Source organism: Methylorubrum salsuginis (genome assembly GCF_900114375.1).
Lineage (GTDB): Bacteria > Pseudomonadota > Alphaproteobacteria > Rhizobiales > Beijerinckiaceae > Methylobacterium > Methylobacterium salsuginis.
In genome coordinates, this window is sequence record NZ_FOSV01000010.1 from 109,281 (window position 1) to 130,072 (window position 20,792).

The window sequence follows — 20,792 nt, forward strand, 5'->3', positions numbered from 1 at the left end:
ATCTCCGTTCCGATGAAGAGACTATCGAACATTTCTGTTCGAATGGCAACCTGTTTCGTACAAAAATGTTCGCTTTTACGCCTTGGGATACCCGGCGAGCACCGTAAACCCGCCCTCCCGCATCCGCTCGTAATGCGCGGCCATGTCCTTCAGCGGGGGCGCTCAGAGGTCATCGGTCGCCCCCTCCAGAAAGCAGCTTATCGATTTGCGCCATCCCGTTCTCGCGAGCTTTCGTCTCGGTTCGGAGGTCACGGTCCGATCGTTGTGTGAGCTTTCCATTCTTGCGGATCGCCCAATGGAACGAGCCCCCCTCCTTTTTCGGTTGGAGAATTTCTAGGCTGTAGGGGTAAGTTGCCGGGTTGGTCATTACCCGACCATGGCACGCCCAACCGCCGGGACCAAGGACGGGTCAAGCGGGGCGGATTTCAAACTGACCCACTACGGGCGGGGCTTGTTCATCGCGCTCCTGACTTTGCCGCGAACTCCCAGATCGGCACGCCGACCGGCCGCCCAGGCTTGTCCCGATATCCGTGCTGATTCCCGAGCGTCACGCAACGGGCGTCGACCCCGCCGGCCTTGCGGTCGCTGGTCATCATGACCTCGCAATAGTCTGGTATTATGCAGCATCGCCACCAAGCCCCACCCGTGAGCGCGACCACTCCCGCTGGGGCAGCTTGCATCTGTCACAGACGCGGCAATAATCGCCCCAAGCCGGCAATGACCGGCAGGGGGTGGGCGTCATGACGTTTGAGATTTTCCTGGCCGCGATGCTGGCGGCTGCGCTGATATCGCTGACGGTGCTGTTCTCGCGCTCGGCTGAGGGCCCGACCTATCTGCGTCGGGGCGGCAAGGCAATCCGTTGGGACCCGCCGACCCGGTGTTGACCAGATCGCGCAGGCCTTAGTGAAGCTGAGGCACCTCTTCATCGTGCGAAAGGTGCGCCGCCTCTCTCACAACCTGTCTCTCTAGCGTGTCCGCGTGCGCGTCGAAATCGTCGGCCATTGTGCGGAGTTGGGCGACGATACGATCATCCTGACCGTCGAGAAGGTCCGCCAATCCACGGAACAGGTCAGCCTTCTCACGGAAGTATGCGGCGGTGGCGTTCATGGCGGACCCATAACATAGGTTATTGGACCGCGTCTCGATGCCGGTGAGCCAAGCTTGTTCGGCAGAAGCAGTTGCCCCCAACCAACCGCTAAAAAGAAGCGCGCCACGAAGGGCGAGCTCTGGAGGTTGGCGCTGTCGAAATGGGGCAGATGACAGCGTTGCCGCACTGTAACGCTTCGACGGCGGCGCTAACAACCAAGCCGTCGTCACCGATGCGTGAAGGTCCCCCTACCGGAACGTCGTGCCAATCCCCTGAGTGAGCTTGCTGCCTAATTCCGCGGATGTGCGCGCTCGACCTCGGCGAGGTATTGTTCGAAGGCGTCGCCGGGCGGTTCTGGGGTCGTCACGTCACGTCTTCCGTCACCTTGGCCCGCTCTCGCGCCAAGGCCCGCAGCGCCTCTGCGTATAGATCGATCCGCTCACAAGGGATGGCGAGCCCGGTTTCGCGGCGCCGCTCGATGCGGCGGGCGATCTCCTGAAGCTCCTCGGACGTGAGCGCGTCCACCGGCGTCGCGGACAAGTCGCCGATCTTGCTCACGCCTTCTCCGCCCGCGCCAACAGGATCGCCGTCCGGACCGCGCTGCGCCGCGCCGCCGGCTCGCTGTCCTTGTCGCCCAGCACCGATTTCGCGAACGCGCTGGCCTCCACTGCCGCGCCGAGATCGACCACGTAGCCGTCGGCGGGCGAGACCCGGTCCGCCTGACCCTCAAGCGCCGCCCGCACGAGCCGGCTCACGTGGTCGTCGGTGACGGCCTTGGCCTTGAAGAGGTCGGAGACGGTGGGGGAGGATTCGGCCATGGCTGAACCTATCGACAGGTTCAGCGGAGCACCACGGGTTCTAGCGAACCTGCAAGCACTTCATAAATTGTCAGCTAAGTCGTTGAGATGAATGGTGCTGCGAGAGAGGATTGAACTCTCGACCTCCTCATTACCAATGAGGTGCTCTACCACTGAGCTACCGCAGCGCGGGTCCGGCGGGCGCTGCCTGCGCCGAACGTGAGGGGGCATTAGCGGATCAAATCGCGCTTGGCAACGCTCCTGCCGCGGTTCGGGGTCAGGAAAATCGAGGCGACCGGATCGGCGGTATAAACGTCACATCCTGCGCCCGCAGGAGGCACGGCCGTAGGCTCGGAACGTTGAGCGCCGCGCAAAGCGGGCCTGGGCGTCAGGCGAAGCGTCGAGCGAAGCCTGAGCTCGACTTTGGCCAATCATGCAGCGTTGCAAAAGGCATAGGCCCAGGGCGCTGGCAGTCGGAAGCGAGCTTTTTGTTCGGGCGCGTTGGCACCGCCACGGCGCCTCCGTCTTCAACGACGGTGCGCAGCCCGTTGAACACCTCGCGCAGGTCGTGGTCGCGCTGGGCCGAACCTCCCGCAGGAGCGCGAGGTCGAGCGCCAACAGCGCCTATTCCTCATCGGACACGTCGGACAGTCAGGCGGGGCGATCAAGCGGCATCCCCCCTCAAGGTGACGCTTTTCAACCCGTTCATAACACGCTCTAAGCTTCTGTGCCACAGCGACTTTTTCCGGAAGCCGGCTCCCCCCGTTCGGGCCGATGCCCGAACCCTCCGATCGATCTCGGTGAACTGCGACGGCGTTTCTGACGTTGGTGCAGGACCTTGCCGATCCATCGACTTCGGAGACGCCGACGTGCGTTCCAACGCCACCCGCCTTGCCCTTGCTCTGAGCCTCGCTCTCGCGCTGCCCATCGCCGTGCCGGCCTTCGCCCAGAGTCACGCGCCCTTCCTCGCCAAGGCGCCGACGGGGACGCTGAGCGGCGCGAAGTTCGTCGGCGTGCCGGTGATCGGCATGGACCATGTCCGCGTCGGCGAGATCGAGGATCTGCTGATCGACGGGTCGGGCCAGATCCGCGCGGTGGTGATCGGCGTCGGTGGATTTCTGGGGGTCGGCGAGAAATCGGTGGCGGTGCCGTTCGAGGAATTCGCGTGGAACACGGGCGATGTCTCGCTCACCAGCGGTCCGTCCTCGGTGGTGAAAGTGGATTCCGCGCCAAGCCAGGCGGCCGCCGACAAGGCGACGCCGGATACGATGCCGGGTTCGCAGACGACGCGCGAGGTACTCGGCGCCGTCCAGAACCAGCACAGCGACCGCGTGACGGACGCCACCGGCTCGGTCGAGGCCGCGCGCCCGTCGAAGCACCCCGCCACGGTGCTGGCCGGCGACAAGATCGTCCACGCCGAAGTGCGCCTGACCAAGGCGCAGCTTCAGGACGCCCCGGCCTTCAGCCTCAAGGGCAACTGATGCGGAGCGGCGCATGCCGATCCGGGACGTGCCGTCCATCCCTCGCCAGACCGGGACATCGCATGCGCCCCATCGCCACCGCCGCCGTGATCTGGACCGTGAGCCTGCATCGGGCCCTCGCCCAGCAGACCAACCCGGCGCCGCCCATTCCGGAATCCGGCCCGTCCGGCTCGAACTCGGCCGCGGTGAACGCCGCCGCGACGGATTTCAATTGGGTCTGGCTGAGCCTGCTGATCGCGCTCGCGGTGCTGGGCCTTTGGCTCGTCGCCCGCAGGCGGCGCTAGAGCGTCGTCCTGGATATCGGATCCAGGACGACGCTCTCCGTTCTTGTGCCGCATCGGCTTTTTTCCGAAAGCCGCTCCGCACCTTTCGGACCGATGCTCTAAGTTTCCCACGCGACGGCCGCGGATCACGATGCTGTGTTTCGCCCTGCCTCCGACGACCGAGGCCGTTGCTGGCCGACGCCTCGACTTGCATTGCGCCTGACCTTCGAATGCGCGGTGCGGTTCCGAAGCCGCCTCCTGCCGACCGCCGCGCGTTGACGGATAATGAATCCTGAAGTAGAAAATTCTCGCGCCAAGCCGCCCACTTAGCTACTTGAGGTTTTTCCTCGGGTCGCCGGGTTTGTAGCCGCGCTCGATTTGAGGGGGCCGTTCCTCGGCCGTCGATGGATACATGCCCGGTGCAGCATAGCATTCGGGCACCGATTGCGATCACGGAACCTTAGCTCTTCATGGGGCGGCGCGGCCTTTGTCGGCTGCACCGCCCCTTTTCCTGCTCCAAATCCAGTGGTGGAGGATGGCCGGGCCGGCGACCCGATGCTCTCTGGTATCGGACCGCATCGGCTTTTTTCCGAAAGCTGGTTCCCACCTTTCGGGCCGATGCTCTAAACGAAACACCGAGCTTGTCCGTGATCGGATGAAGCGCCTCGGGGAACGCCTCACCACATGACCGCCGCGCGGGAAATCGAGCTGAAGCTGGATTGCGACGCGGCCGACCTGGCGGCGCTGAACCTCCATCCGCTGCTGCCCTCGACCGACGAGCGCACGATTGCGCTGCGCGCCACCTATTACGACACCGATGCGGGCGACCTGCGCGCCGCCGGCCTGTCGCTGCGGGTGCGTCGCGAGACCGGCCCCGGCGGCGAGCGCGTGATCCAGACCGTGAAGGCCCAGGCGCAGGGCGCCGGGCTGTTCGACCGGGCCGAGTGGGAGCAGGCGATCGCCGGCCCGGCGCCCGACCGCGCCGCCCTCGACGACACGCCCGCGGGCAAGGTGCTGGAACGGGCCGGCGAACCGGAGATCGCGGCCCGCTTCTCCACCGTGATCGAGCGGGTGATGCGGCCGATCCGCTACGGCGCCTCGGCCATCGCGGTGACGCTCGACCGCGGCCGCATCGAGACGCCCGGCGGCGCGGTGCCGGTCTGCGAGGCGGAACTCGAACTCACCGAGGGCGACCCGGCCGATCTCTTCGCCCTGGCCCAGGCGCTCGTCGAGACCGTGCCCTTGCGCCTCGGGGCGCTGGCGAAGGGCGAGCGTGGCGAGGCGGCTCTGGCCGGACGCCTCGACCGTCCGAGCAAGGCGGAACGGGTGCCGCTCGATCCCGGCGCCGATGCGGGCGAGGCTTTCACGGCCGTGGCCCGGGCCTGCCTGCGCCACTTACGCCTCAACGAAGCGGTGTTTCTCGACACCCGCGACCCGGAGGCGCTCCATCAGATCCGCGTCGCCTTGCGGCGCCTGCGCTCGGCCTTCACCCTGTTCCGGCCGCTCTTCGCCGCCGACCCGGCCGCCGCGACCCTGCGCGACGAGATCAAGCGCGTCACCGAGCCGTTCGGCCGGGCACGCAATCTCGATGTCTTCCTCGACGAGACCCTGGCCCCCGAAATCGAGCGGCGGCCCGACGAGGCCGGCCTGCACGAACTGCGCGCCCTGCTCGGGGCCGAGCGCGAACGCGCCGCGACGGCGGTGCTGGCGATCCTCGACAGCGCGGCCTGGCGCGGTCTGATCATCGACCTCGTCGCCTGGATCGAGGCCGGGCCCTGGCGCCGCGCGGCGAAGACCGAGCGCAGCCGCCCGGCGGAGGAATTCGCAGCCGAGGTGCTGGAGCGCCTGCGCCGGCGGATCAAGCGGCGCGGGCGCCGTCTCGACCGGCTGGAGCCGGAGGAGCGCCACCGGGTGCGGATCGAGGCGAAGAAGCTGCGCTACGGCGCCGAGTTCTTTGCCGGGCTCTACACCGAGGGCAAGGCTCGCCGGCGCCACAAGGCGTTCGTGACGGCGCTCGCCGCGTTGCAGGATCGTCTCGGCGCGCTCAACGACATCGCCACGGCGCACGAGATCGGCGCCGATCTGGTCCCGCCGGAACGGCGGACCGCGGACGATTTCCCCGATCCGGCCGCGGCCCTGTTCTCCGCCGGCCTCGTCGCCGCCGATGTCGAGGCCCGCGCGCGGACCCTCTTGGAGGAGGCCGCGCAGGCGCATGCGGACCTGTTGGAGGTGCGCCCGTTCTGGCGCTGATCAGGTGTCCGGCGATAGCCGCACCGCGACCTCGTTGCGGCGCAGGAACGGGATCGAGAAGGGCGGATCGTATCCCATGAAGAAGGGCGGTCCCGCCGCCCGTTTCCCCGCGGCGTCGAGCACCCGCGTCAGGATCTCGGCTTGCCGCCGCCGCGCCTCCGGTTCGGCGCTCCCGGAGAAGCGCAGCACCGCCAGCCGCTCGGACGGGATGCGGACGATCCGTAGACCGGGCTCGGTCGGCTCCGGCGCGCCGGCCTCGACGACCTTGTGCGGCAGGTAGAACCGCATCGTCCCGCCCGCGCCCTGCTCGACCGGGATCGTCATGGCGATCATCCGCCCACCGGTCTCGACCGGCGTCGTCATGGCGATGCGCGCCTCGCCCGTGTTGGCGCCGGTGATGTAGCGGAAAAGCCGCCCGAACGCCGCGCCGTCCTGCTGGCCCCTCGCGTCGGTCTCGACGGCGGTGCGGGGCTCGTAGGCCCGAACCTCGACGCCCCGGTCCAGTCGCTCGACCACGGCGTAGCGCGGCTCCTCGTAGGTCGCCCGGATGCCGACGACGGACAGAGCCGATTCGAGAAAGGTGACAAGATAGTAGACGAATTTTTCCACGAGGCCGCTTCCGGAGACTCGCGCCCGTTCTGGGCCGCGCGAACACGAAAAGATCGGATATCGGATGCCGTTCCCGCCTCGGGCGGGCCGGAATGCCGCGGGGTCGGTCGGCGTATCGCATGGCACCGACCGACCGTTTCGACGCTTGTCGTCGGTCGGCACGCGAGAGGTGAATGTGACCCACGTCCTCGTCATCGGCGCCAGCAAGGGCATCGGCCTTGAGACCGTGAAGGCGGCGCTCAAGGCCGGGCACCGCGTGCGCGCCTTCGCCCGTTCGGCCGCCGACATCGCGATCTCCGATCCCGGCCTGGAGCGCTTTACCGGCAACGCGCTGGATTCCGGCGACGTCGTCGCCGCGCTGGAGGGGATCGATGTCGTGGTTCAGGCGCTCGGCGTCCCGGCCTCGAAGCTTCTCGGTCCCGTCAGCCTGTTCTCGGAGGCGACCAATCGGCTCGTGCCGGCCATGGAGCGGGCCGGAATCCGCCGTATCATTGCGGTCACCGGCTTCGGCACCGGCGACAGCCGGGCGGCGATCGGCCTGTTGCAGCGGGTTCCGTTCCGCCTCGTCTTCGGACGCGCCTACGACGACAAGGACGCGCAGGAGATGCGCATCCGCAAGAGCGGGCTGGACTGGACCTTCGTGCGCCCCGGCGTGCTGACGCCGGGCGCCGCCACCGGGCGCTACAAGGTGCTGGCCGATCCGACATCCTGGCGCAACGGCCTCGTCTCCCGCGCCGACGTGGCGGATTTCATCGCAGGGGAGATCGGGCAACCGGCCCATGTCCGGCAGGCGGTGGTGCTGGTCGGCTGAGCGCCGGCCCCGGAGGATCGAAGTCGCCGCGCGACATATCGAGGCGTCGGGCGGTCGCCGTGCCGCTTCGTCGAGCCGTCGAAGCGATCCGATGTTGTGGACGCGGGATCGGAGAGCGTTCATCCCGGAGAGCCGATACGCTTTCACGGCAACCGCCCTTGACCGACACCACCTATCCGCCCCTCGACACCCTGAAGCCGGTCGCGGCCGATCTCTGGATCGTCGATAGCGGCCCGCTCTCCGGCTCGCTCCCGCTGCCGGTGCGAATGACCGTCGTGAAGCTGTCCGACGGTACGGTCTGGCTGCATTCGCCGACGCGGTTCGACGAGGGACTGGCCCGCACGATCGAGGCGATCGGCCCGGTCCGCCACTTGGTCGCGCCCAACATCGCCCATTGGACCTTCCTCGCCGGTTGGCAGCGGCGCTTTCCGGAGGCCGTCACCTGGGCCGCGCCGAACCTGCGCCATCGCGGACAGGTGCGCCGCAAGGTCGAGGCGGGCGATCTGAGGCTCGACCGCGATCTCGGCGAGCAGAGCCCGGAGGACTGGGCCAGCGACATCCGGCAGACCGTGGTGCCCGGGGGCCTGCGCTTTCGCGAGGTCGCGTTCTTTCACGCCCCCTCGCGCAGCCTGATCCTCACCGACCTCGTGCTGAATCTCGAACCGCACAAGCTCCCGTGGCACCTGCGGCTGCCGATGCGGCTCGCGGGTGCGACCGCCCCGGACGGGCGGGCGCCGATCTACCTGCGGCTCACCGTGCGCCTCGGCGGGCGGGCCGCCTCGCGGGCAGCCGCCGCCCTCGTGGCACTCGCGCCGCAGCGGGTGCTGTTCGCCCACGGCGCATGGTTCGAGCGCGACGCGACGCCCGCCCTGCGGCGTTCGTTACGTTGGCTGCTGCGTTAGAGCATCGTCCCGAAAGGTGGTTTCCGGCTTTCGGACGACGACGATGCGGCCCAATAACGGAGAGCATCGTCCCGCAGGATGGTTTCCGGCTTTCGGAAAAACCCATTGCGGCACAAGGATGTAGAGGATCGTCCTTGTGCCGATGCCCAGGACGATGCGCTAGGCGGCCGCCGGTACGGGCGCGGTGCGGAGCCGGGCGCCGCGCATCAGCGCGAAGGCCAGCGCCGAGAGCGTCAGGCAATCGCCGGTCAGGCCGAAGACCGAGCCGACGAGAAGGTTGTGGGCGGCCCAGCAAGAGGAGGCGGCGAAGAACAGCCGGCGCATCGCCTGCGGCGACGCCTGAAGACGGGCCAGCGTCGCGAGCAGGGCGCCGATGCCGGCGCAGGCCGAGGGCCAGCCGTTCCACGTGGCGAGCGTCAGCCCGGCGGCGAGCAGGCTGGAGCCGGCAAACAGCGGCACGATCCAGGCCGGGCGGCGGCCCTCTCCCATGGCGAGGGCGGCGACGAGGCTCTGCATCGCGGAGACGACGCACATCGCCGTGCCGGTATAGGCGCCCAGATGCCCGTAATGCAGGGCGAAGCAGACCGAGCAGGCCGCCGCCGCGGCGAGGATCAGGTCACGCCGGGGCATGATGCCCGAAGTGAAGCCGAGGCAGAGCCCCAAGGCTCCGAAGATGTCGAGATGAGGCAGGACGGCGTTCGACAGGAGAGAGCCGAGATCCGCGGCGGTCATGGTCTTGTGCTTTTGCTGAGGGGATGAGTGCGTTCGGGCCGGACTTCGGCGCGCGCAAGCGCCGGTTCCGCACCGATCCGCTCGGATCGGACGGTGAAGCGGTGGTTAACGGAATGTGCGTGCGCCGAAGGGCGTGGCGCCGCCGCATCGCCCGGAACAGGGGCGGCGAAAAGGCGGTTCCCCGGCAGGAATCGGACGGACGATCCGACCAGCCCCCCTGCCGCGCGAGGACATGCGCCCGTGAGATTGAAGCCACTCCGCGATCAGGTCGTCGTCGTCACCGGGGCCTCCAGCGGCATCGGCCTCGCCACCGCCCGCCGGGCGGCGCGCCGGGGCGCCCGCGTCGTGCTCGCCGCCCGCAGCGGTGCCGTACTGGACGAGATCGTTCGCGAGATCGGGCCCCGCGCGCTCGCCGTCGTCACCGATGTCGGCGAGCGGCGCGACATCGAAAACCTCGCCGAGCGGGCGGTGGCGACGTTCGGGAGCATCGACACCTGGGTGAACGTCGCCGGGCTGACGGTCTACGGGCCGCTGCGGGAGATCGCCCAAGACGACCACGAGCGGCTGATCCGCACCAATTTCTGGGGCACGGTCAACGGCGCGCTGGTGGCCGCCGAGCATCTGCGGGCGCGGGGCGGCGCGCTGATCAATGTCGGCAGCATCGCCTCCGACCTCGCCTTCCCGTTCCAGGGGCTCTACGCCGCCTCGAAACACGGGGTGAAGGGTTTTACCGATACCCTGCGGATGGAGCTGATCGCGGAAGGGGCGCCGGTCTCGGTGACGCTGGTCAAGCCCGCCTCGATCGACACGCCGCTGCCGGCCCGCGCCCGCAACTACATGGACCGCGAGCCGATGCTGCCGCCCCCGGTCTACCCGCCGGAGGAGGTGGCGCGGGCGATCCTGCACGCCGCCGAGCATCCCGTGCGCGACATCGTCGTCGGTGGCGGCGGCAAGCTGTTCACGGCGGGCAAGGAGTTCGCGCCGGGCGCCTTCGACCAGTTGGCGCCCGCGATCATCGCGATGCAGAAGCGGAAAGACCCGCCGCGCGAACCGGAAGGGGCGCTGCACCGCCCGCGCAACGCCGGCCGCGAGCGCGGCGACCAGCCGGGATACGTCCAGCGCACCAGCGCCTACACGCGGGCGAGCCTCCACCCGCTGGCCTCGTCGGCACTGGGGATCGGCGTGGCGGCGACGGTCGCGGCCTTGGCGATGGGGGGACGGCGGCGGCCGTGATCATCAGTCGAAACCGACCGAGCCGGATCACGGCGCGTGTCCCCTCCCCTTGTGGGGAGGGTTTCGGGGTGGGGGTGGTTCAGGATGAGGCAGGAGCGGTACCTTCTGCACCACCCCACCTCCTCCCCTCCCCACAAGGGGGAGGAGATTGCCCTATCCTGTTGGCCCAGAGCCGCGTTACTGCTGGAAATACTTCGGATCGAGCGCCGACAGCGCCAGCAGCGGCGGCGGCATGACCACGCCCGCAACGCGCATCGAGCGGGCGGCGGCGCGGCAGGTAGCCTGATCATTGGCGGCGGCGGCCGTCTCGATCTTCTCGATCGTGGCCGGGTCCGGCTTCGGGCCGGGGGCGGGCGTGCCGGGGCCCGGGGGCACCTTGGCTTCGGCGTTGGCGCGGGCGCGCGGGTCGGTGGCCGGGTTGGTCGCGGCGTTCGGCACGGTCGCGGCCGTCTGCGGGTCCGCCGGCTTCGCGTCCGCAGGCTTGCCTTCCGCCGGACGATTGGCTTCCGATTTCGGTCCGCTCGCGGTGGCGGTCCCGCTGAGGCCGGCGGGGCTGGCGGTGCCGCCGGCCTCCGATGGCTTGCCGCCCTCGGTCTTGCCGGAAGGATTCGAGACGGCCGTGGCCTGCTGCGGCGGGGTCGTGGCGGCGGCCTTGGCGGGCTCGGGCTGCTTCACGAAGGCGACCAGTTCCTGGCACAGGTTGGCCGGCTTGCCGGGCTCGGGCGCGGCGGGTGCCGGCGCCGCATCCTGCGCCGCGGCGAGGCCGACGGAGAGCGCGAAGGCGCCGATGCCGGCCGCCAGACGACGGGCGAGGGAGGACGAGGTCATCGGGCGCTCTCCTGAGGCGGATCGAAGTGCGAACGGGCTCACGACCGTTTCGGGCTCGAGCCCTCGCCCTCGGCCTTGCCGTGCGGCTCGGACTCGAACTCGTCGGGGCGCGGCGCGCCGTTCCAGCGCGGGCCGACGAGGTTGGTGCCGGGCTCGGATACCCGGGCGCCGGAGGTCGCGAAGGCCTGATACGCGAATTTCTGGCTGCTGGTGAGCGCGAACATCGCCAGCACTCCGAGGGTGACGGCGGCGATCACGGCGGCGGCGAAGGCTTTCATGGAGGCGGTTCTTCCCGAGGGAGCCGGACGGCTCCAGTTCGAAAACGGCTGGCCGGGACGGCGGGTTTCCGCCGCCCCTTACAATCACTCGGCGGGCGCCGGATGGCCCTTGAGCTGCGGGCCGCTGGCGGTGCGGGCCTGCTCCTGCTCGACCCAGAGGTCGTGGTGGGCCCGCGCCCAGGCGAGATCGACCTTGCCGCTGCCCATGGCGTCGTAGGCGCCCTCCATGCCGAGCGAGCCGATATAGATGTGGGCCAGGATGCCCGCGATGAAGACGATGCCGATCACCGAGTGGACCACCTGCATCAGCTGCATCCCGTTGATGTCGGTGAGCGCGAAGGGGAAGATCATCATCAGGCCGGTGACGCTCATGGCGGCGCCGAAGCCCGCGACCATCCAGAACACGCCCTTCTGGCCGGCGTTGAAGCGGGCGGCATGGGGATGGCCCCTGCCGATCAGGCCGCCGCCGGCCTTGAGCCACGCGATGTCGACCTTGTTCGGGATGTTGTCCTTGATCCAGAGGACGAACATGAAGGCGACGCCGAGCATGAACGGCCACGCGAGGTAGACGTGGCTGTACTTCGCCCACTGCGCCAGCGCGCCGAAGGCGTCGGGGCCAATCAGCGGCATCAGCAGGCGCTTGCCGAAGATGTAGTTCAGGCCCGACAGCGACAGGATGATGAAGCAGGTCGCCGTCATCCAGTGGGTGAAGCGCTCGAAGGCGTTGAAGCGCAGGATCTTCTTTCCGGATTCCTGGCTGTGCTCCATCTTGATCCGGCCGCGGAACAGGAAGAAGAGCCCAAGCGCGGCGAGCATGCCGAGGATGACGAGCGCGCCGATCCACGGCAGCCAGCCCTCGCGGAAGTTCTGGTATTCGCGGCCCTGCGGCTGGATCAGATTGGCGGCCTTGCGGTCGGGGATCGAGATCCGGCCCTGGATCTTGTCCGACTGCTTGAACAGAAATTCCTCGTTGACCGAATCCGCGGTCGGCCGCGCGCCCATCGGGTTCACGCCGTCGGCCTGGATCGGGCTCTGCGCGAAAGCGGGCGCGGCGACGCCCAGCGTCGCCGCCACGAGGAGGGTGCTGAAGAGGGTCGTTGCCCGCCGCATCGGCGTCGTTCCTTTCCGGGCGTCTTTCGGTGAGGAGCCGCGGGCGATGGGAAAAAACCCGCGGCGCCGGATCAGATCGCGACGGTCTCGCGGTAGGCCGTCTTCCAGCCCCAGGCGCCGGAGCCGTAGCCGCGCTTGATCACCCGCTGCTTGTAGATCTCGGCGATCATCTCGCCGTCACCCGCCAGCAGCGCCTTGGTCGAGCACATCTCGGCGCAGAGCGGCAGCTTGCCCTCGGCGAGGCGGTTCGAGCCGTACTTCTCGTACTCGGCGGTCGAGAAGTCGGGCTCGGGGCCGCCCGAGCAGTAGGTGCACTTGTCCATCTTGCCGCGCGAACCGAAGTTGCCGACTCGCGGATATTGCGGGGCGCCGAACGGGCAGGCGTAGAAGCAGTAGCCGCAGCCGATGCAGATGTCCTTCGAGTGAAGCACGACCGCGTCGGCGGTGGTGTAGAAGCAGTTCACCGGGCACACCGCCGCGCAGGGCGCGTCGGTGCAGTGCATGCAGGCCATCGAGACCGAGCGCTCGCCGGGCTTGCCGTCGTTCAGCGTCACGACGCGGCGACGGTTGATGCCCCACGGCACCTCGTGCTCGTTCTTACAGGCGGTGACGCAGGCGTTGCACTCGATGCAGCGATCCGCGTCGCAGAGGAACTTCATCCGGGCCATGGTTCGGGTCGCTCCTCGTCACGCAGCCTGGATCTGGCACAGGGTACACTTCGTCTCCTGCATGCCCGTCACAGGATCGAAGCCGTAGGTGGTCACGGTGTTCACGCTCTCGCCGAGCACCACCGGATCGGTGCCCTTCGGGTAGTAGTCGCGCATGTCCTTGCCCTGGTACCACCCGGAGAAGTGGAACGGCATGAAGGCCACGCCCTTGCCGACCCGGTCGGTCACCAGCGCCTTCACCTTGGTCTTGGACTTGTTCTCCGGGCCGTAGACCCAGACGAACTGTCCGTCCTTGATGCCGCGCTCGGCGGCGTCACCGGTGTTGATCTCGACGAACATGTCCTGCTGCAATTCGGCGAGCCAGGGGTTCGACCGGGTCTCCTCGCCGCCGCCCTCGTATTCGACGAGGCGACCGGAGGTGAGGATGATCGGGAAGTCCTTAGCGATGTTGCGCTCGGCCACCGCCTTCTGGACCGTGAGGCCGATATTCGGCACGCGCAGCTGACGCTCGTCGGGCCGGGTCGGGTACTTCGCCACGAGGTCGGGCCGCGGCGAGTAGATCGGCTCGCGGTGGACCGGCACCGGGTCGGGCAGGTTCCAGGCATTGGCCCGGGCCTTGCCGTTGCCGAAGGGCGAGACGCCGTGCTCCAGGCACACGCGCTGGATGCCGCCCGACAGGTCGGTGGCCCAGCTCACGGTGTCGGGCTTCTCGCCGCCGATCTTGAGGATCGTGGCGCGCTCCTCGTCGGTCAGGTCCTTGTCCCAGCCGAGCTTCTTGAACACCCCGAAGGTGAATTCCGGGTAGCCGTCGGTCAGGTCCGAGCCCTTGGAGAAGGAATCCTCGGCAAGCAGGGTCTGGCCGTTGCGCTCCGTCCCGAACCGGGCCCGGAAGGTGCCGCCGCCTTCCTTCACGAGCATGTTGGTGTTGTAGAGGATCGCCGAACCCGGATGGCGCAGCTCGGGCTTGCCCCAGCACGGCCAGGGCAGGCCGTAATAATCGCCGCCGACCTCCGGATCGTCCTTCGGCGCGCGAAGGGTGATGAGGTCGAACTTGTGCTGGTTGCGCATATGCGCCTTCAGCCGCTCCGGCGACTGGCCGCAATAGCCCGTCGACCAGCCGCCGCGGTTGATCTCGCGGAGGATGTCCTCGGCGACCGGGACGCCGTTCTCGACCTTGATGTTCTTGCACAGCTTGTCGGCAAAGCCGAGCTTGGTCGCGAGCCGGTAGAGCACCTCGTAGTCGTTCTTCGACTCGAAGGCCGGCTTGACGATCTGCTCGCCCCACTGGATCGAGCGGTTCGAGGCCGTACGCGAGCCGTCCATCTCCAGCGAGGTGCAGATCGGCAGGAGGTAGGTGTTGTCCTGCCGGGCATCGAGCGCCGCGAAGGTGGTCGGGTGCGGGTCGGCGACGACCAGGAGTTCGAGCTTGTTCATGCCCTCGATCGCCTCGGGCATGCGGGTGACGGTGTTGCCGCCGTGGCCGAACACCATGAAGGCCTTGATCGGGCTCCTCTGGTCGATCTGCTCCGGCGGCAGGTTCACGGCATCGAACCAGCGGGTCGAGGTGATGCCCGGCGCTTCCATGTTCTCCTTGCGCGAGCGGGCCTTGCGGCCGGCCTGCGCCGGGACTTCATCGAAGCGCGATTGCAGCCACTCGTAGGGCACGTCCCAGACGCGGGCCCAATGCCGCCAGCCGCCCTCGACGAGGCCGTAATAGAGCGGCAGCGTCGTCACATCGAGGCCGAGATCGGTGGCGCCCTGCACGTTGGTGTGGCCGCGGAAGATGTTGGCGCCGGTGCCCGGCTTGCCGACGTTGCCGGTGGCCAGACACAGGATGCAGAGCGCGCGCACGTTGGCCGTGCCGACCGTGTGCTGGGTCGCGCCCATGCACCAGATCAGCGTCGCGGGCTTCTCCTTGGCGAACTTTTCCGCGACGCGCTTGAGCTGCTCGCCGGGCACGCCGGAGACCCGCTCGACCTCGTCGGGCGTCCACTTGGCGACTTCCTTGCGCACGTCGTCCATCGCGTAGACGCGCTGGGCGATGAACTCCTTGTCCTCCCAGCCATTCTGGAAGATGTGCCACAGGATGCCCCACACCACCGGGATGTCGGTGCCCGAGCGGATGCGGACGTATTCGGTGGCGTGCGCGGCGGTGCGGGTGAAGCGCGGATCGATGACGATCATGTTCGCGCGGTTGATCTCCTTGCCCGACAGCACGTGCTGGAGCGAGACCGGATGCGCCTCCGCCGGGTTGCCACCGAGCACGATCATTGTCTTGGCGTTGCGGATGTCGTTGTAGCTGTTGGTCTGGGCGCCGTAGCCCCAGGTGTTGGCCACGCCCGCCACCGTGGTCGAGTGGCAGATGCGCGCCTGATGGTCGATCGAGTTCGTGCCCCACAGGGCCGCGAACTTGCGCATCAGGTAGGAGGCCTCGTTGGTGAACTTGGCCGAACCGAGCCAGTAGACCGAATCCGCGCCGTTCTTCTCACGGATGGCGAGCAGCTTGTCGCCGATCTCCTCGTAGGCCTGATCCCACGAGATGCGCTTCCACTGCCCGCCTTCGAGCTTCATCGGGTACTTGAGGCGGCGATCCGACGAGACCAGCTCGCGGATGGCCGCGCCCTTGGCGCAGTGCGTGCCGCGGTTGATCGGGCTGGCATAGGACGGCTCCTGGCCGACCCAGACGCCGTTGACGACTTCCGCCGTCACCGTGCAGCCCACCGAGCAGTGGGTGCAGACGTTCTTCTTGATGACCGTGTCCGGTCCGACCGCCGAGGAGCCCGCGGCCTGGGCCTTGCGCACCGCGCCGAGCTGGATCGTGCCGGCGGCCGCGAGCGCGCCCGCCGTGAGGCCGGAGCGGCGCAGGAAGGCGCGCCGGTCGAGCACGCCCGCGGCGAGGCCCGCAGCCACCGCCTGATGCTTGGAGCGAGAGGCCTCGCCGACTTTACGCTTGATCAGCATCGCCGCCTCACTTCGTGCCCGTGGACGCCGGGTCCATGTTCTTCTTCAACGTCTCGTACCCGTTGGTGCGGTAGAACGCCTTGACGTGGTCGCTCTCGCGGTAGCGCCCCTTGGTCTCGTCGTTGCCCGGATCGTAGGCCTGCGCCTCGGTCGCCCCCATCGGCGAGGCGACCGCGGCGGCGGCCGCCACCGTGCTGCCGCCGAGCGCCCGGAAGAACTGTCGGCGACCGAGCGTCTTCCCGTCCTGTCCCATCGTCCTGTCTCCCTGGCGGCTCATCTCGGGATGATCCGTCCGCATGGTGTTCGAGTTCCGCGTCGCCGCGGCGATGATCCGCGAGTGCCGAGGCCGTCAGCCTTCCATCGCGAAGGCTTCGGTCTCGATCTCGATGAAGGTCCGGCCGAGTGCGCCGACCGTCCGGTAGAAGCGTGCCGCCTTCGCCCCTTCGAGGTCGGCGAAGAAGCGGTGCGCCCAGGGCGCGACGTGCCGGGCGAAGAAGCGCGCCGGCATGTCGGGCGCGGCATCGAACCGCCCGGCGGCGAGGCCCGCCATCACGTCGAGGAGGATCGCGAGGTGATCCTCCGGCTCGCTCACGGTCTCGTCGCGCTCGATGCCGAGGGCGGCGAAGTCCTCGCGCACGCGGGCGAGCGGGCGCTCGTTGAGGAAGCCGGTGAGATAGTAGGAAGCGTAGGGCAAAAGCTCGCCCCGGCCGACGCCGACGAACAGCGCGAAGAACTCGCGTTCGACGGCATGCGCCGAGGTCGTGGCGGCCGCCCGGCTCAGTTCGGCGCGATGACGACCGAGGATGCCCTCCCCGCCCTCAAGCTCCCTGAGCGCATCGAGCAGAGCCACATCGGGGGCGCGGCCGAGCAGGGTCGCCAGCAGGTCGTAATGCCGGGCGCGCAGCTGATCGACGTCGTCGATCACGGGGGCCGCCCCCGACGCCGCTCCCTCGGTCAATCCCAACACCGACGCCACCGAACCCACCGTCCCTCCGGACCCAGCCCGGGACCGCTTGTTTGGATCGATAATAAAAAGCGTTTGTGTTGGCCGCAATCAAATTTCACCGCTTTCAGGTGGGGATCGCGCCTCCGTGACGCCGCAGGCGCGGCTCGGAGCGCGGCGGATTCGGCACGGAAACGGGCGCAGCGGCGATGATTTCCGGTGCAGGCGCGGGTTCCGGAAGCGTACTGTCGCCATCAGCTTGCGCGACGGCCGCGGCCTGCGGCTCGGCGGGCTCCGGCTCAGGCGCCTTTTCGGGGGACTCGGGCTCGGGCTCGGTCTCCGCGGGATCGCGGAACAGGCGGCCGAGCATCGCCTTCACGTCGTCGCCCGGCAGCAGCGGCCCGAGCCCCGGTACGCCGCCGGGCGTGTTCCAGTCATAGGCGTATTCCCGCGCCTCGCTGACGAAGTCGCGGATCGAGGGATCGAGCGACCACATCCGCCGCAAAGCCGCGTTGCGCAGGGCGGCGGGGACGCCGCTGCGCAGGAACGGCGTGAGGTCGGTGTCGGGGGTAAAGGCGTCGAGGGACGGGAGGTCCGCGAGCGGGTTCTCGGCGTCGCCTTCCGAAGGCGGGCGGGGTTCGCCGAGCGCCACGGCCTCATGATCGGGCGCCTCTCCTCCCCCCTGTGGGGAGGAGGGAGGCGATGGGGGTGGTTCAGGAGGAACCAGGGCGGTGCCTTCTGCACCACCCCCACCCCGAACCCCTCCCCACAAGGGGGAGAGGACAGGCGCGTCCTGCGCCACATTCTGCTCCGCGGCCTTCACCGCCTCCTTGCGGCGGGCCCAGCGGGAGAGGAAGCCGTCGCTCATTCCCCCCTCCCCGCCTCGATCCGGGCGCGGCGGGCCAACGCTTCCGGGTCGGCGCGGTCGCGCTTGCGCTTCTCGAAGGTGCGCTCGATGTGGAACGCCTCGAAGAAGGCGAGCAGCTTGGCCTGGATCTCGGGCGGCATCGGCACCGCCTCGACGATCTCGCCGATGCCCTCGGCCATCGCCTCGCCCTCGTAGGGATCGGCGGTGACGGTGGCGATCTCGTAGGTCTCCTCACCGGTGGCGCGGAGCGCGACCCAGAGCGAGGGGCGGCCCGAGACGAGGTTGTCGCGGTAATGCGCGGTCTCGGCCACGTGCAGCGTGACCTCGTAGGCGCCGGCATAGAAGGTCGCCTCGTCCTCGGTCTCGCCGAGCTGGGTCCAAGCGGGTGCGGCGGGCGCCGCCGGAAGGGCGGCCACCGGCATCCAGGCATGGGTGGCCCACGGTCCCTTGAGCCGGCGGCGGGCGACGATGATGCCGACCTCGAAGCGATCCTCGGGCGTCATGGTCGATCCTCAGGCGGCGCGGTCGGCGAGCGGCAGGCCGACGACGAGGTTATGGGGCTTCAACGTCACGGTCTTCTCGGCGTTCATGGCGAGCAGCAGGTAGACCGGCTTCTCGCCGACCCGCGGATCGACGCGGGCCGGGTCGGCGAAGGTCAGGGCGAAGACCGCGAGCAGGCGCTCGCGGGCGGCCGCATCCGGCGCCTCGCCGTTCCACAGGGCGTTGCCCAGCCGCGTCGCTTCGGCATCCAGGCCGACGAACCAGCGCCAGTCCGGATCTTCCAGCCCGTCGCGGGGCTCGACCCGCACCGGCACGTGCAGGAGATGGCCGATATAGGCCTCGACGACGCGGGCGAGCCCGTCGCGCGCCTTCGTCCCAGCGAGGTTGAGCGCCATGGTGAAGGCGTCCGAGCGGCTCCAATAGGTCCAGGCGTTCTCGTCGTTGAGCACGTCGAGTTCGTTGGCGGCTTCCTTGCCGAGCATGGTGACGAGCGGTGAGAGCGGCGCGGAGCCTTCGCGGGCCTCGATCACCTCCGCGTCGGCGAGCAGCACCGCCCCCTCGTGCAGGCTGACCCGCTGCGGGCGAAAGAACAGCTCGGCGGCGCGCAGTACGAACGGGTCTTCGCACCCATCGAGGGCGTTGCGCAGGATGAGGTGGCAGAGCTGGTTCAGAAACAGCCCCGGCACGCCCTGCAACCCGCCCCGCACCAGCGCGAGATAGGCCGCCTCGACCGAGCGGGCGGTGAGCAGCCGGTCGCGGAAGGCCAGCATCACCTCCCAGTTCTCGCGGGCATCCGCGTCGGCGATCCGTCCCAGGTCGTCGCGGGAGACCGGGCGGCGCGGCGCGGCCATCAGCGCGGCGTGCAAGGCGCGCTCGGCCTCGCAGGCCTCCTCCGGCGGCACCAGCTCGGGCCGGGCCAGATAGGCGAGGATCAGCTCGTCCGTCACCGCGAGCCCACCGCCCTCGGTGCGCTGCGTCAGGTGGTGGCCGCTCGAAACCCAGAACTCGGTCATCGTCTCATCGTCCCGAAGCGGGGTCGCGCAGGAGAGCGACGAGGTCGGCGTCCTCTTCGACTTCGTCCTCGTCGGTCTCGACGAAGTGGAAGGCGCGGGCGTGGAGCGGGTCGCTGCCCGGCGCCCGCTGGTGGAGGGTGCGGAAATTCTCGTGGATTTCGCCGGCTTCCGCCGTGCGGTGCATCGCCACGACACTGCCGACCGGGAGCTGGCAGAGCGAGGCCGCCACGGCGATCTCCTCCTCCGCCGCCCCGCGGGCCGCCGCGAGATCCGGCGCGCCGAAGCGCTCCAGGATATGGCGGGCCAGCGTCTCGACGGCCTCCGCGCGCTCGGCCTCGCTCGCCTCGCTCACCACGACCAGCGTCGAGAATCCGAGCGAGCGCACGCCGGCAAAGCCCGAGCGGAAGGCCGCGCGCGCCTTGCCGGTGAGAGCCGCGGGGTCGGAATCGAGGAACAGGAACGAGCCCGTCACCGCCCATTCGCCGGGCTCGGCCGCATGGGTGAAGACGAAGGTGTCGGACGGGTCGAGGCGCAGGGTGCGCGGCAGCTTGAAAGGGCTCACAGCCGCACCGTCCCGGTCTCGGGATCGCGCCAGGCCGGTTGCACGAGGGCGGGCCGCAGCGGCCGATCCTCGGTGACGCCGGGGGCGAAGGTCAGGCGTAAGGAGCCGTCGTCCACGATCTGCGCCTCCCGGGCCTGGGGCGGCAGGGCGAGATGATCGAGGTAACGCCCGGCGAGGTGCTGAAATCCGTCCTCGGTCCAGATCTCGAACGCCTTGGTGAGGAACCGCGCAAAACTCTCGGCGAGCGGCCGCGCGAGGTCGGCGGGAAACCCCTCCTCCTCCAGCGAGGTCGAATCCGGCGTCAGCCCCGGATCGCCCGCATGGCGCTTCGAGGCGATGAGGCTCGCCGAGAAGACGAGCCAGTCCGGCACCGCTTCGTCCGTGCAGCCCTCCGGCCAGCCGAGCCGCCCGCCGGCCAGCCGCGCCTCGTTGAAATGCAGGGTATCGGGCCAGGAGACCACGACGGGAATCTCCGGCGGGCCGAAGCCGCCGATGGCCTCGATGAGCGCCCACATCCCGGCAAACAGCGCGCGGCGAGCGCCCCCCAGGGGCTCGTCGGGGGCGAGCACCACGGCGAGGGAGAGGGTCCCCCCGGACTCGGCCAGGAGCAGCGTACCGGCCTCGGCGCCCTCCTGCGCCAGACGGCAGGCCTCGTCGTGAGCATCGACGGCGGACGCGGCCAGGAGGCCGGTGAAGGCCGGGGGGAGGACGAGATCCGCCGGGCGGGCCTCCGAAAGCTGGGTCATGACAGGATGTCTTCGAGGGCTGCGGCGTCGGGTCGTCGGAGCGCGGGGCGGCCTGAGCGGGCGTGTCGGCTCGTAGTTTGGAACGATATGAGTATATGAAATGCCGGCCCCGGCGCGAAGGGGCCGCCCTCCGCGGTAACAGTCAGGTT

General features: G+C 69.1%; 24 protein-coding genes, 1 tRNA gene and 1 pseudogene. 7 read left to right on the forward strand and 19 right to left on the reverse strand.

Annotation, left to right across the window (positions count from 1 at the left end):
* The first annotated feature begins 740 nt into the window (after positions 1 to 740).
* Positions 741 to 884: a hypothetical protein gene (locus tag BM140_RS25900; RefSeq protein WP_165616464.1), complete on the forward strand. Its 144-nt coding sequence runs from the start codon at positions 741 to 743 to the stop codon at positions 882 to 884.
* A 16-nt stretch (positions 885 to 900) separates the two neighbouring features.
* Here the strand turns inward: BM140_RS25900 and BM140_RS13515 are convergent, their stop codons facing one another.
* The 5 genes and pseudogenes from BM140_RS13515 to BM140_RS25160 all read right to left on the reverse strand — a co-directional run.
* The gene (locus BM140_RS13515) at positions 901 to 1,107 is read right to left on the reverse strand and encodes a hypothetical protein (RefSeq protein ID WP_091946946.1); all 207 of its coding nucleotides are present in this window, start codon (positions 1,105 to 1,107) and stop codon (positions 901 to 903) included.
* 343 nt (positions 1,108 to 1,450) lie between these two features.
* Positions 1,451 to 1,645 carry a hypothetical protein gene (locus BM140_RS13520; protein ID WP_091946949.1) on the reverse strand — a complete coding sequence of 65 codons (195 nt, stop codon included), beginning with the start codon at positions 1,643 to 1,645 and terminating at the stop codon, positions 1,451 to 1,453.
* Complete coding sequence (locus BM140_RS13525; RefSeq protein WP_091946952.1) at positions 1,642 to 1,905, reverse strand: hypothetical protein; 264 nt, start codon at positions 1,903 to 1,905, stop codon at positions 1,642 to 1,644. Before BM140_RS13525 ends, BM140_RS13520 begins: the two co-directional genes overlap by 4 nt.
* Positions 1,906 to 1,997: 92 nt before the next feature.
* Positions 1,998 to 2,072 (reverse strand) — tRNA-Thr (locus BM140_RS13530).
* Between the two features lie 319 nt (positions 2,073 to 2,391).
* A pseudogene (locus tag BM140_RS25160) lies at positions 2,392 to 2,535 on the reverse strand (IS5/IS1182 family transposase); the annotation flags it as partial.
* A 218-nt stretch (positions 2,536 to 2,753) separates the two neighbouring features.
* Between BM140_RS25160 and BM140_RS13535 the strand changes: the two are divergent.
* The 3 genes from BM140_RS13535 (at position 2,754) to BM140_RS13545 (ending at position 5,878) form a co-directional block, all read left to right on the forward strand.
* Positions 2,754 to 3,365: a PRC-barrel domain-containing protein gene (locus BM140_RS13535; RefSeq protein ID WP_091946955.1), complete on the forward strand. Its 612-nt coding sequence runs from the start codon at positions 2,754 to 2,756 to the stop codon at positions 3,363 to 3,365.
* 62 nt (positions 3,366 to 3,427) lie between these two features.
* Complete coding sequence (locus tag BM140_RS13540) at positions 3,428 to 3,649, forward strand: hypothetical protein (RefSeq protein WP_091946959.1); 222 nt, start codon at positions 3,428 to 3,430, stop codon at positions 3,647 to 3,649.
* A 663-nt stretch (positions 3,650 to 4,312) separates the two neighbouring features.
* Complete coding sequence (locus BM140_RS13545) at positions 4,313 to 5,878, forward strand: CYTH and CHAD domain-containing protein (RefSeq protein ID WP_091946962.1); 1,566 nt, start codon at positions 4,313 to 4,315, stop codon at positions 5,876 to 5,878.
* On the opposite strand, the gene BM140_RS13550 is transcribed toward BM140_RS13545, so the two are convergent.
* Positions 5,879 to 6,487, reverse strand: a complete 609-nt coding sequence (locus tag BM140_RS13550; RefSeq protein WP_207549460.1) for an SOUL family heme-binding protein — start codon at positions 6,485 to 6,487, stop codon at positions 5,879 to 5,881. It abuts the gene before it with no gap.
* Between the two features lie 175 nt (positions 6,488 to 6,662).
* Between BM140_RS13550 and BM140_RS13555 the strand changes: the two genes are divergently transcribed.
* On the forward strand, positions 6,663 to 7,298 hold the full coding sequence (locus BM140_RS13555) for an NAD(P)-dependent oxidoreductase (RefSeq protein ID WP_091946965.1): 636 nt from the start codon (positions 6,663 to 6,665) through the stop codon (positions 7,296 to 7,298).
* Positions 7,299 to 7,456: 158 nt separating this feature from the next.
* Positions 7,457 to 8,200 (forward strand): DUF4336 domain-containing protein, encoded by a 744-nt coding sequence (locus BM140_RS13560; RefSeq protein WP_091946968.1) that lies wholly within the window; start codon positions 7,457 to 7,459, stop codon positions 8,198 to 8,200.
* Positions 8,201 to 8,359: 159 nt separating this feature from the next.
* Here BM140_RS13560 and BM140_RS13565 read toward each other — a convergent pair whose 3' ends face one another.
* Positions 8,360 to 8,932 (reverse strand): YgjV family protein, encoded by a 573-nt coding sequence (locus BM140_RS13565; RefSeq protein WP_091946971.1) that lies wholly within the window; start codon positions 8,930 to 8,932, stop codon positions 8,360 to 8,362.
* Positions 8,933 to 9,172: 240 nt separating this feature from the next.
* On the opposite strand from BM140_RS13565, the gene BM140_RS13570 reads away from it, so the two are divergent.
* Positions 9,173 to 10,165: an SDR family oxidoreductase gene (locus BM140_RS13570; RefSeq protein ID WP_091946974.1), complete on the forward strand. Its 993-nt coding sequence runs from the start codon at positions 9,173 to 9,175 to the stop codon at positions 10,163 to 10,165.
* A 177-nt stretch (positions 10,166 to 10,342) separates the two neighbouring features.
* Here the strand turns inward: BM140_RS13570 and BM140_RS13575 are convergent, their stop codons facing one another.
* The 12 genes from BM140_RS13575 to BM140_RS13630 form a co-directional block, all read right to left on the reverse strand.
* Complete coding sequence (locus tag BM140_RS13575) at positions 10,343 to 10,993, reverse strand: hypothetical protein (protein ID WP_091946977.1); 651 nt, start codon at positions 10,991 to 10,993, stop codon at positions 10,343 to 10,345.
* 38 nt (positions 10,994 to 11,031) lie between these two features.
* Complete coding sequence (locus BM140_RS13580; protein ID WP_091946979.1) at positions 11,032 to 11,271, reverse strand: hypothetical protein; 240 nt, start codon at positions 11,269 to 11,271, stop codon at positions 11,032 to 11,034.
* Positions 11,272 to 11,355: 84 nt separating this feature from the next.
* Positions 11,356 to 12,381 (reverse strand): formate dehydrogenase subunit gamma, encoded by a 1,026-nt coding sequence (locus tag BM140_RS13585; RefSeq protein WP_091946982.1) that lies wholly within the window; start codon positions 12,379 to 12,381, stop codon positions 11,356 to 11,358.
* Between the two features lie 71 nt (positions 12,382 to 12,452).
* Positions 12,453 to 13,049 (reverse strand): formate dehydrogenase FDH3 subunit beta, encoded by a 597-nt coding sequence (fdh3B, locus tag BM140_RS13590; RefSeq protein ID WP_003605051.1) that lies wholly within the window; start codon positions 13,047 to 13,049, stop codon positions 12,453 to 12,455.
* 18 nt (positions 13,050 to 13,067) lie between these two features.
* Entirely contained in the window at positions 13,068 to 16,010 is a 2,943-nt protein-coding gene (locus tag BM140_RS13595) for a formate dehydrogenase subunit alpha (RefSeq protein ID WP_091946985.1), read from the reverse strand.
* Between the two features lie 7 nt (positions 16,011 to 16,017).
* Positions 16,018 to 16,263, reverse strand: a complete 246-nt coding sequence (locus tag BM140_RS13600; protein WP_091946988.1) for a formate dehydrogenase — start codon at positions 16,261 to 16,263, stop codon at positions 16,018 to 16,020.
* 96 nt (positions 16,264 to 16,359) lie between these two features.
* On the reverse strand, positions 16,360 to 16,995 hold the full coding sequence (locus tag BM140_RS13605; protein ID WP_091946991.1) for a TorD/DmsD family molecular chaperone: 636 nt from the start codon (positions 16,993 to 16,995) through the stop codon (positions 16,360 to 16,362).
* A gap of 85 nt (positions 16,996 to 17,080) precedes the next feature.
* A complete protein-coding gene (locus tag BM140_RS13610) occupies positions 17,081 to 17,821 on the reverse strand; it encodes a DUF3306 domain-containing protein (protein WP_091946993.1) in 741 nt (246 codons plus the stop codon).
* Complete coding sequence (locus BM140_RS13615) at positions 17,818 to 18,324, reverse strand: DUF3305 domain-containing protein (RefSeq protein WP_091946996.1); 507 nt, start codon at positions 18,322 to 18,324, stop codon at positions 17,818 to 17,820. Before BM140_RS13615 ends, BM140_RS13610 begins: the two co-directional genes overlap by 4 nt.
* A gap of 9 nt (positions 18,325 to 18,333) precedes the next feature.
* The gene (locus tag BM140_RS13620; RefSeq protein ID WP_091946999.1) at positions 18,334 to 19,335 is read right to left on the reverse strand and encodes a DUF6352 family protein; all 1,002 of its coding nucleotides are present in this window, start codon (positions 19,333 to 19,335) and stop codon (positions 18,334 to 18,336) included.
* A gap of 4 nt (positions 19,336 to 19,339) precedes the next feature.
* A complete protein-coding gene (locus tag BM140_RS13625; protein ID WP_091947002.1) occupies positions 19,340 to 19,897 on the reverse strand; it encodes a DUF6505 family protein in 558 nt (185 codons plus the stop codon).
* On the reverse strand, positions 19,894 to 20,643 hold the full coding sequence (locus BM140_RS13630; RefSeq protein WP_091947005.1) for a biotin/lipoate--protein ligase family protein: 750 nt from the start codon (positions 20,641 to 20,643) through the stop codon (positions 19,894 to 19,896). The genes BM140_RS13625 and BM140_RS13630 overlap by 4 nt, the downstream gene beginning before the upstream one ends.
* Between the last annotated feature and the right edge of the window lie 149 nt (positions 20,644 to 20,792).

What these genes read in the sequence shown, in the direction of transcription:
- BM140_RS13595 (WP_091946985.1), bottom strand. Translation starts at nt 16,010, where the DNA reads ATGCTGATCAAGCGTAAAGTCGGCGAGGCCTCTCGCTCCAAGCATCAG.
- BM140_RS13630 (WP_091947005.1), bottom strand. Translation starts at nt 20,643, where the DNA reads ATGACCCAGCTTTCGGAGGCCCGCCCGGCGGATCTCGTCCTCCCCCCG.
- BM140_RS13515 (WP_091946946.1), bottom strand. Translation starts at nt 1,107, where the DNA reads ATGAACGCCACCGCCGCATACTTCCGTGAGAAGGCTGACCTGTTCCGT.
- BM140_RS13600 (WP_091946988.1), bottom strand. Translation starts at nt 16,263, where the DNA reads ATGGGACAGGACGGGAAGACGCTCGGTCGCCGACAGTTCTTCCGGGCG.
- BM140_RS13525 (WP_091946952.1), bottom strand. Translation starts at nt 1,905, where the DNA reads ATGGCCGAATCCTCCCCCACCGTCTCCGACCTCTTCAAGGCCAAGGCC.
- BM140_RS13615 (WP_091946996.1), bottom strand. Translation starts at nt 18,324, where the DNA reads ATGACGCCCGAGGATCGCTTCGAGGTCGGCATCATCGTCGCCCGCCGC.
- BM140_RS13585 (WP_091946982.1), bottom strand. Translation starts at nt 12,381, where the DNA reads ATGCGGCGGGCAACGACCCTCTTCAGCACCCTCCTCGTGGCGGCGACG.
- BM140_RS13620 (WP_091946999.1), bottom strand. Translation starts at nt 19,335, where the DNA reads ATGACCGAGTTCTGGGTTTCGAGCGGCCACCACCTGACGCAGCGCACC.
- BM140_RS13575 (WP_091946977.1), bottom strand. Translation starts at nt 10,993, where the DNA reads ATGACCTCGTCCTCCCTCGCCCGTCGTCTGGCGGCCGGCATCGGCGCC.
- BM140_RS13565 (WP_091946971.1), bottom strand. Translation starts at nt 8,932, where the DNA reads ATGACCGCCGCGGATCTCGGCTCTCTCCTGTCGAACGCCGTCCTGCCT.
- BM140_RS25900 (WP_165616464.1), top strand. Translation starts at nt 741, where the DNA reads ATGACGTTTGAGATTTTCCTGGCCGCGATGCTGGCGGCTGCGCTGATA.
- BM140_RS13580 (WP_091946979.1), bottom strand. Translation starts at nt 11,271, where the DNA reads ATGAAAGCCTTCGCCGCCGCCGTGATCGCCGCCGTCACCCTCGGAGTG.
- BM140_RS13610 (WP_091946993.1), bottom strand. Translation starts at nt 17,821, where the DNA reads ATGAGCGACGGCTTCCTCTCCCGCTGGGCCCGCCGCAAGGAGGCGGTG.
- BM140_RS13545 (WP_091946962.1), top strand. Translation starts at nt 4,313, where the DNA reads ATGACCGCCGCGCGGGAAATCGAGCTGAAGCTGGATTGCGACGCGGCC.
- fdh3B (WP_003605051.1), bottom strand. Translation starts at nt 13,049, where the DNA reads ATGGCCCGGATGAAGTTCCTCTGCGACGCGGATCGCTGCATCGAGTGC.
- BM140_RS13540 (WP_091946959.1), top strand. Translation starts at nt 3,428, where the DNA reads ATGCGCCCCATCGCCACCGCCGCCGTGATCTGGACCGTGAGCCTGCAT.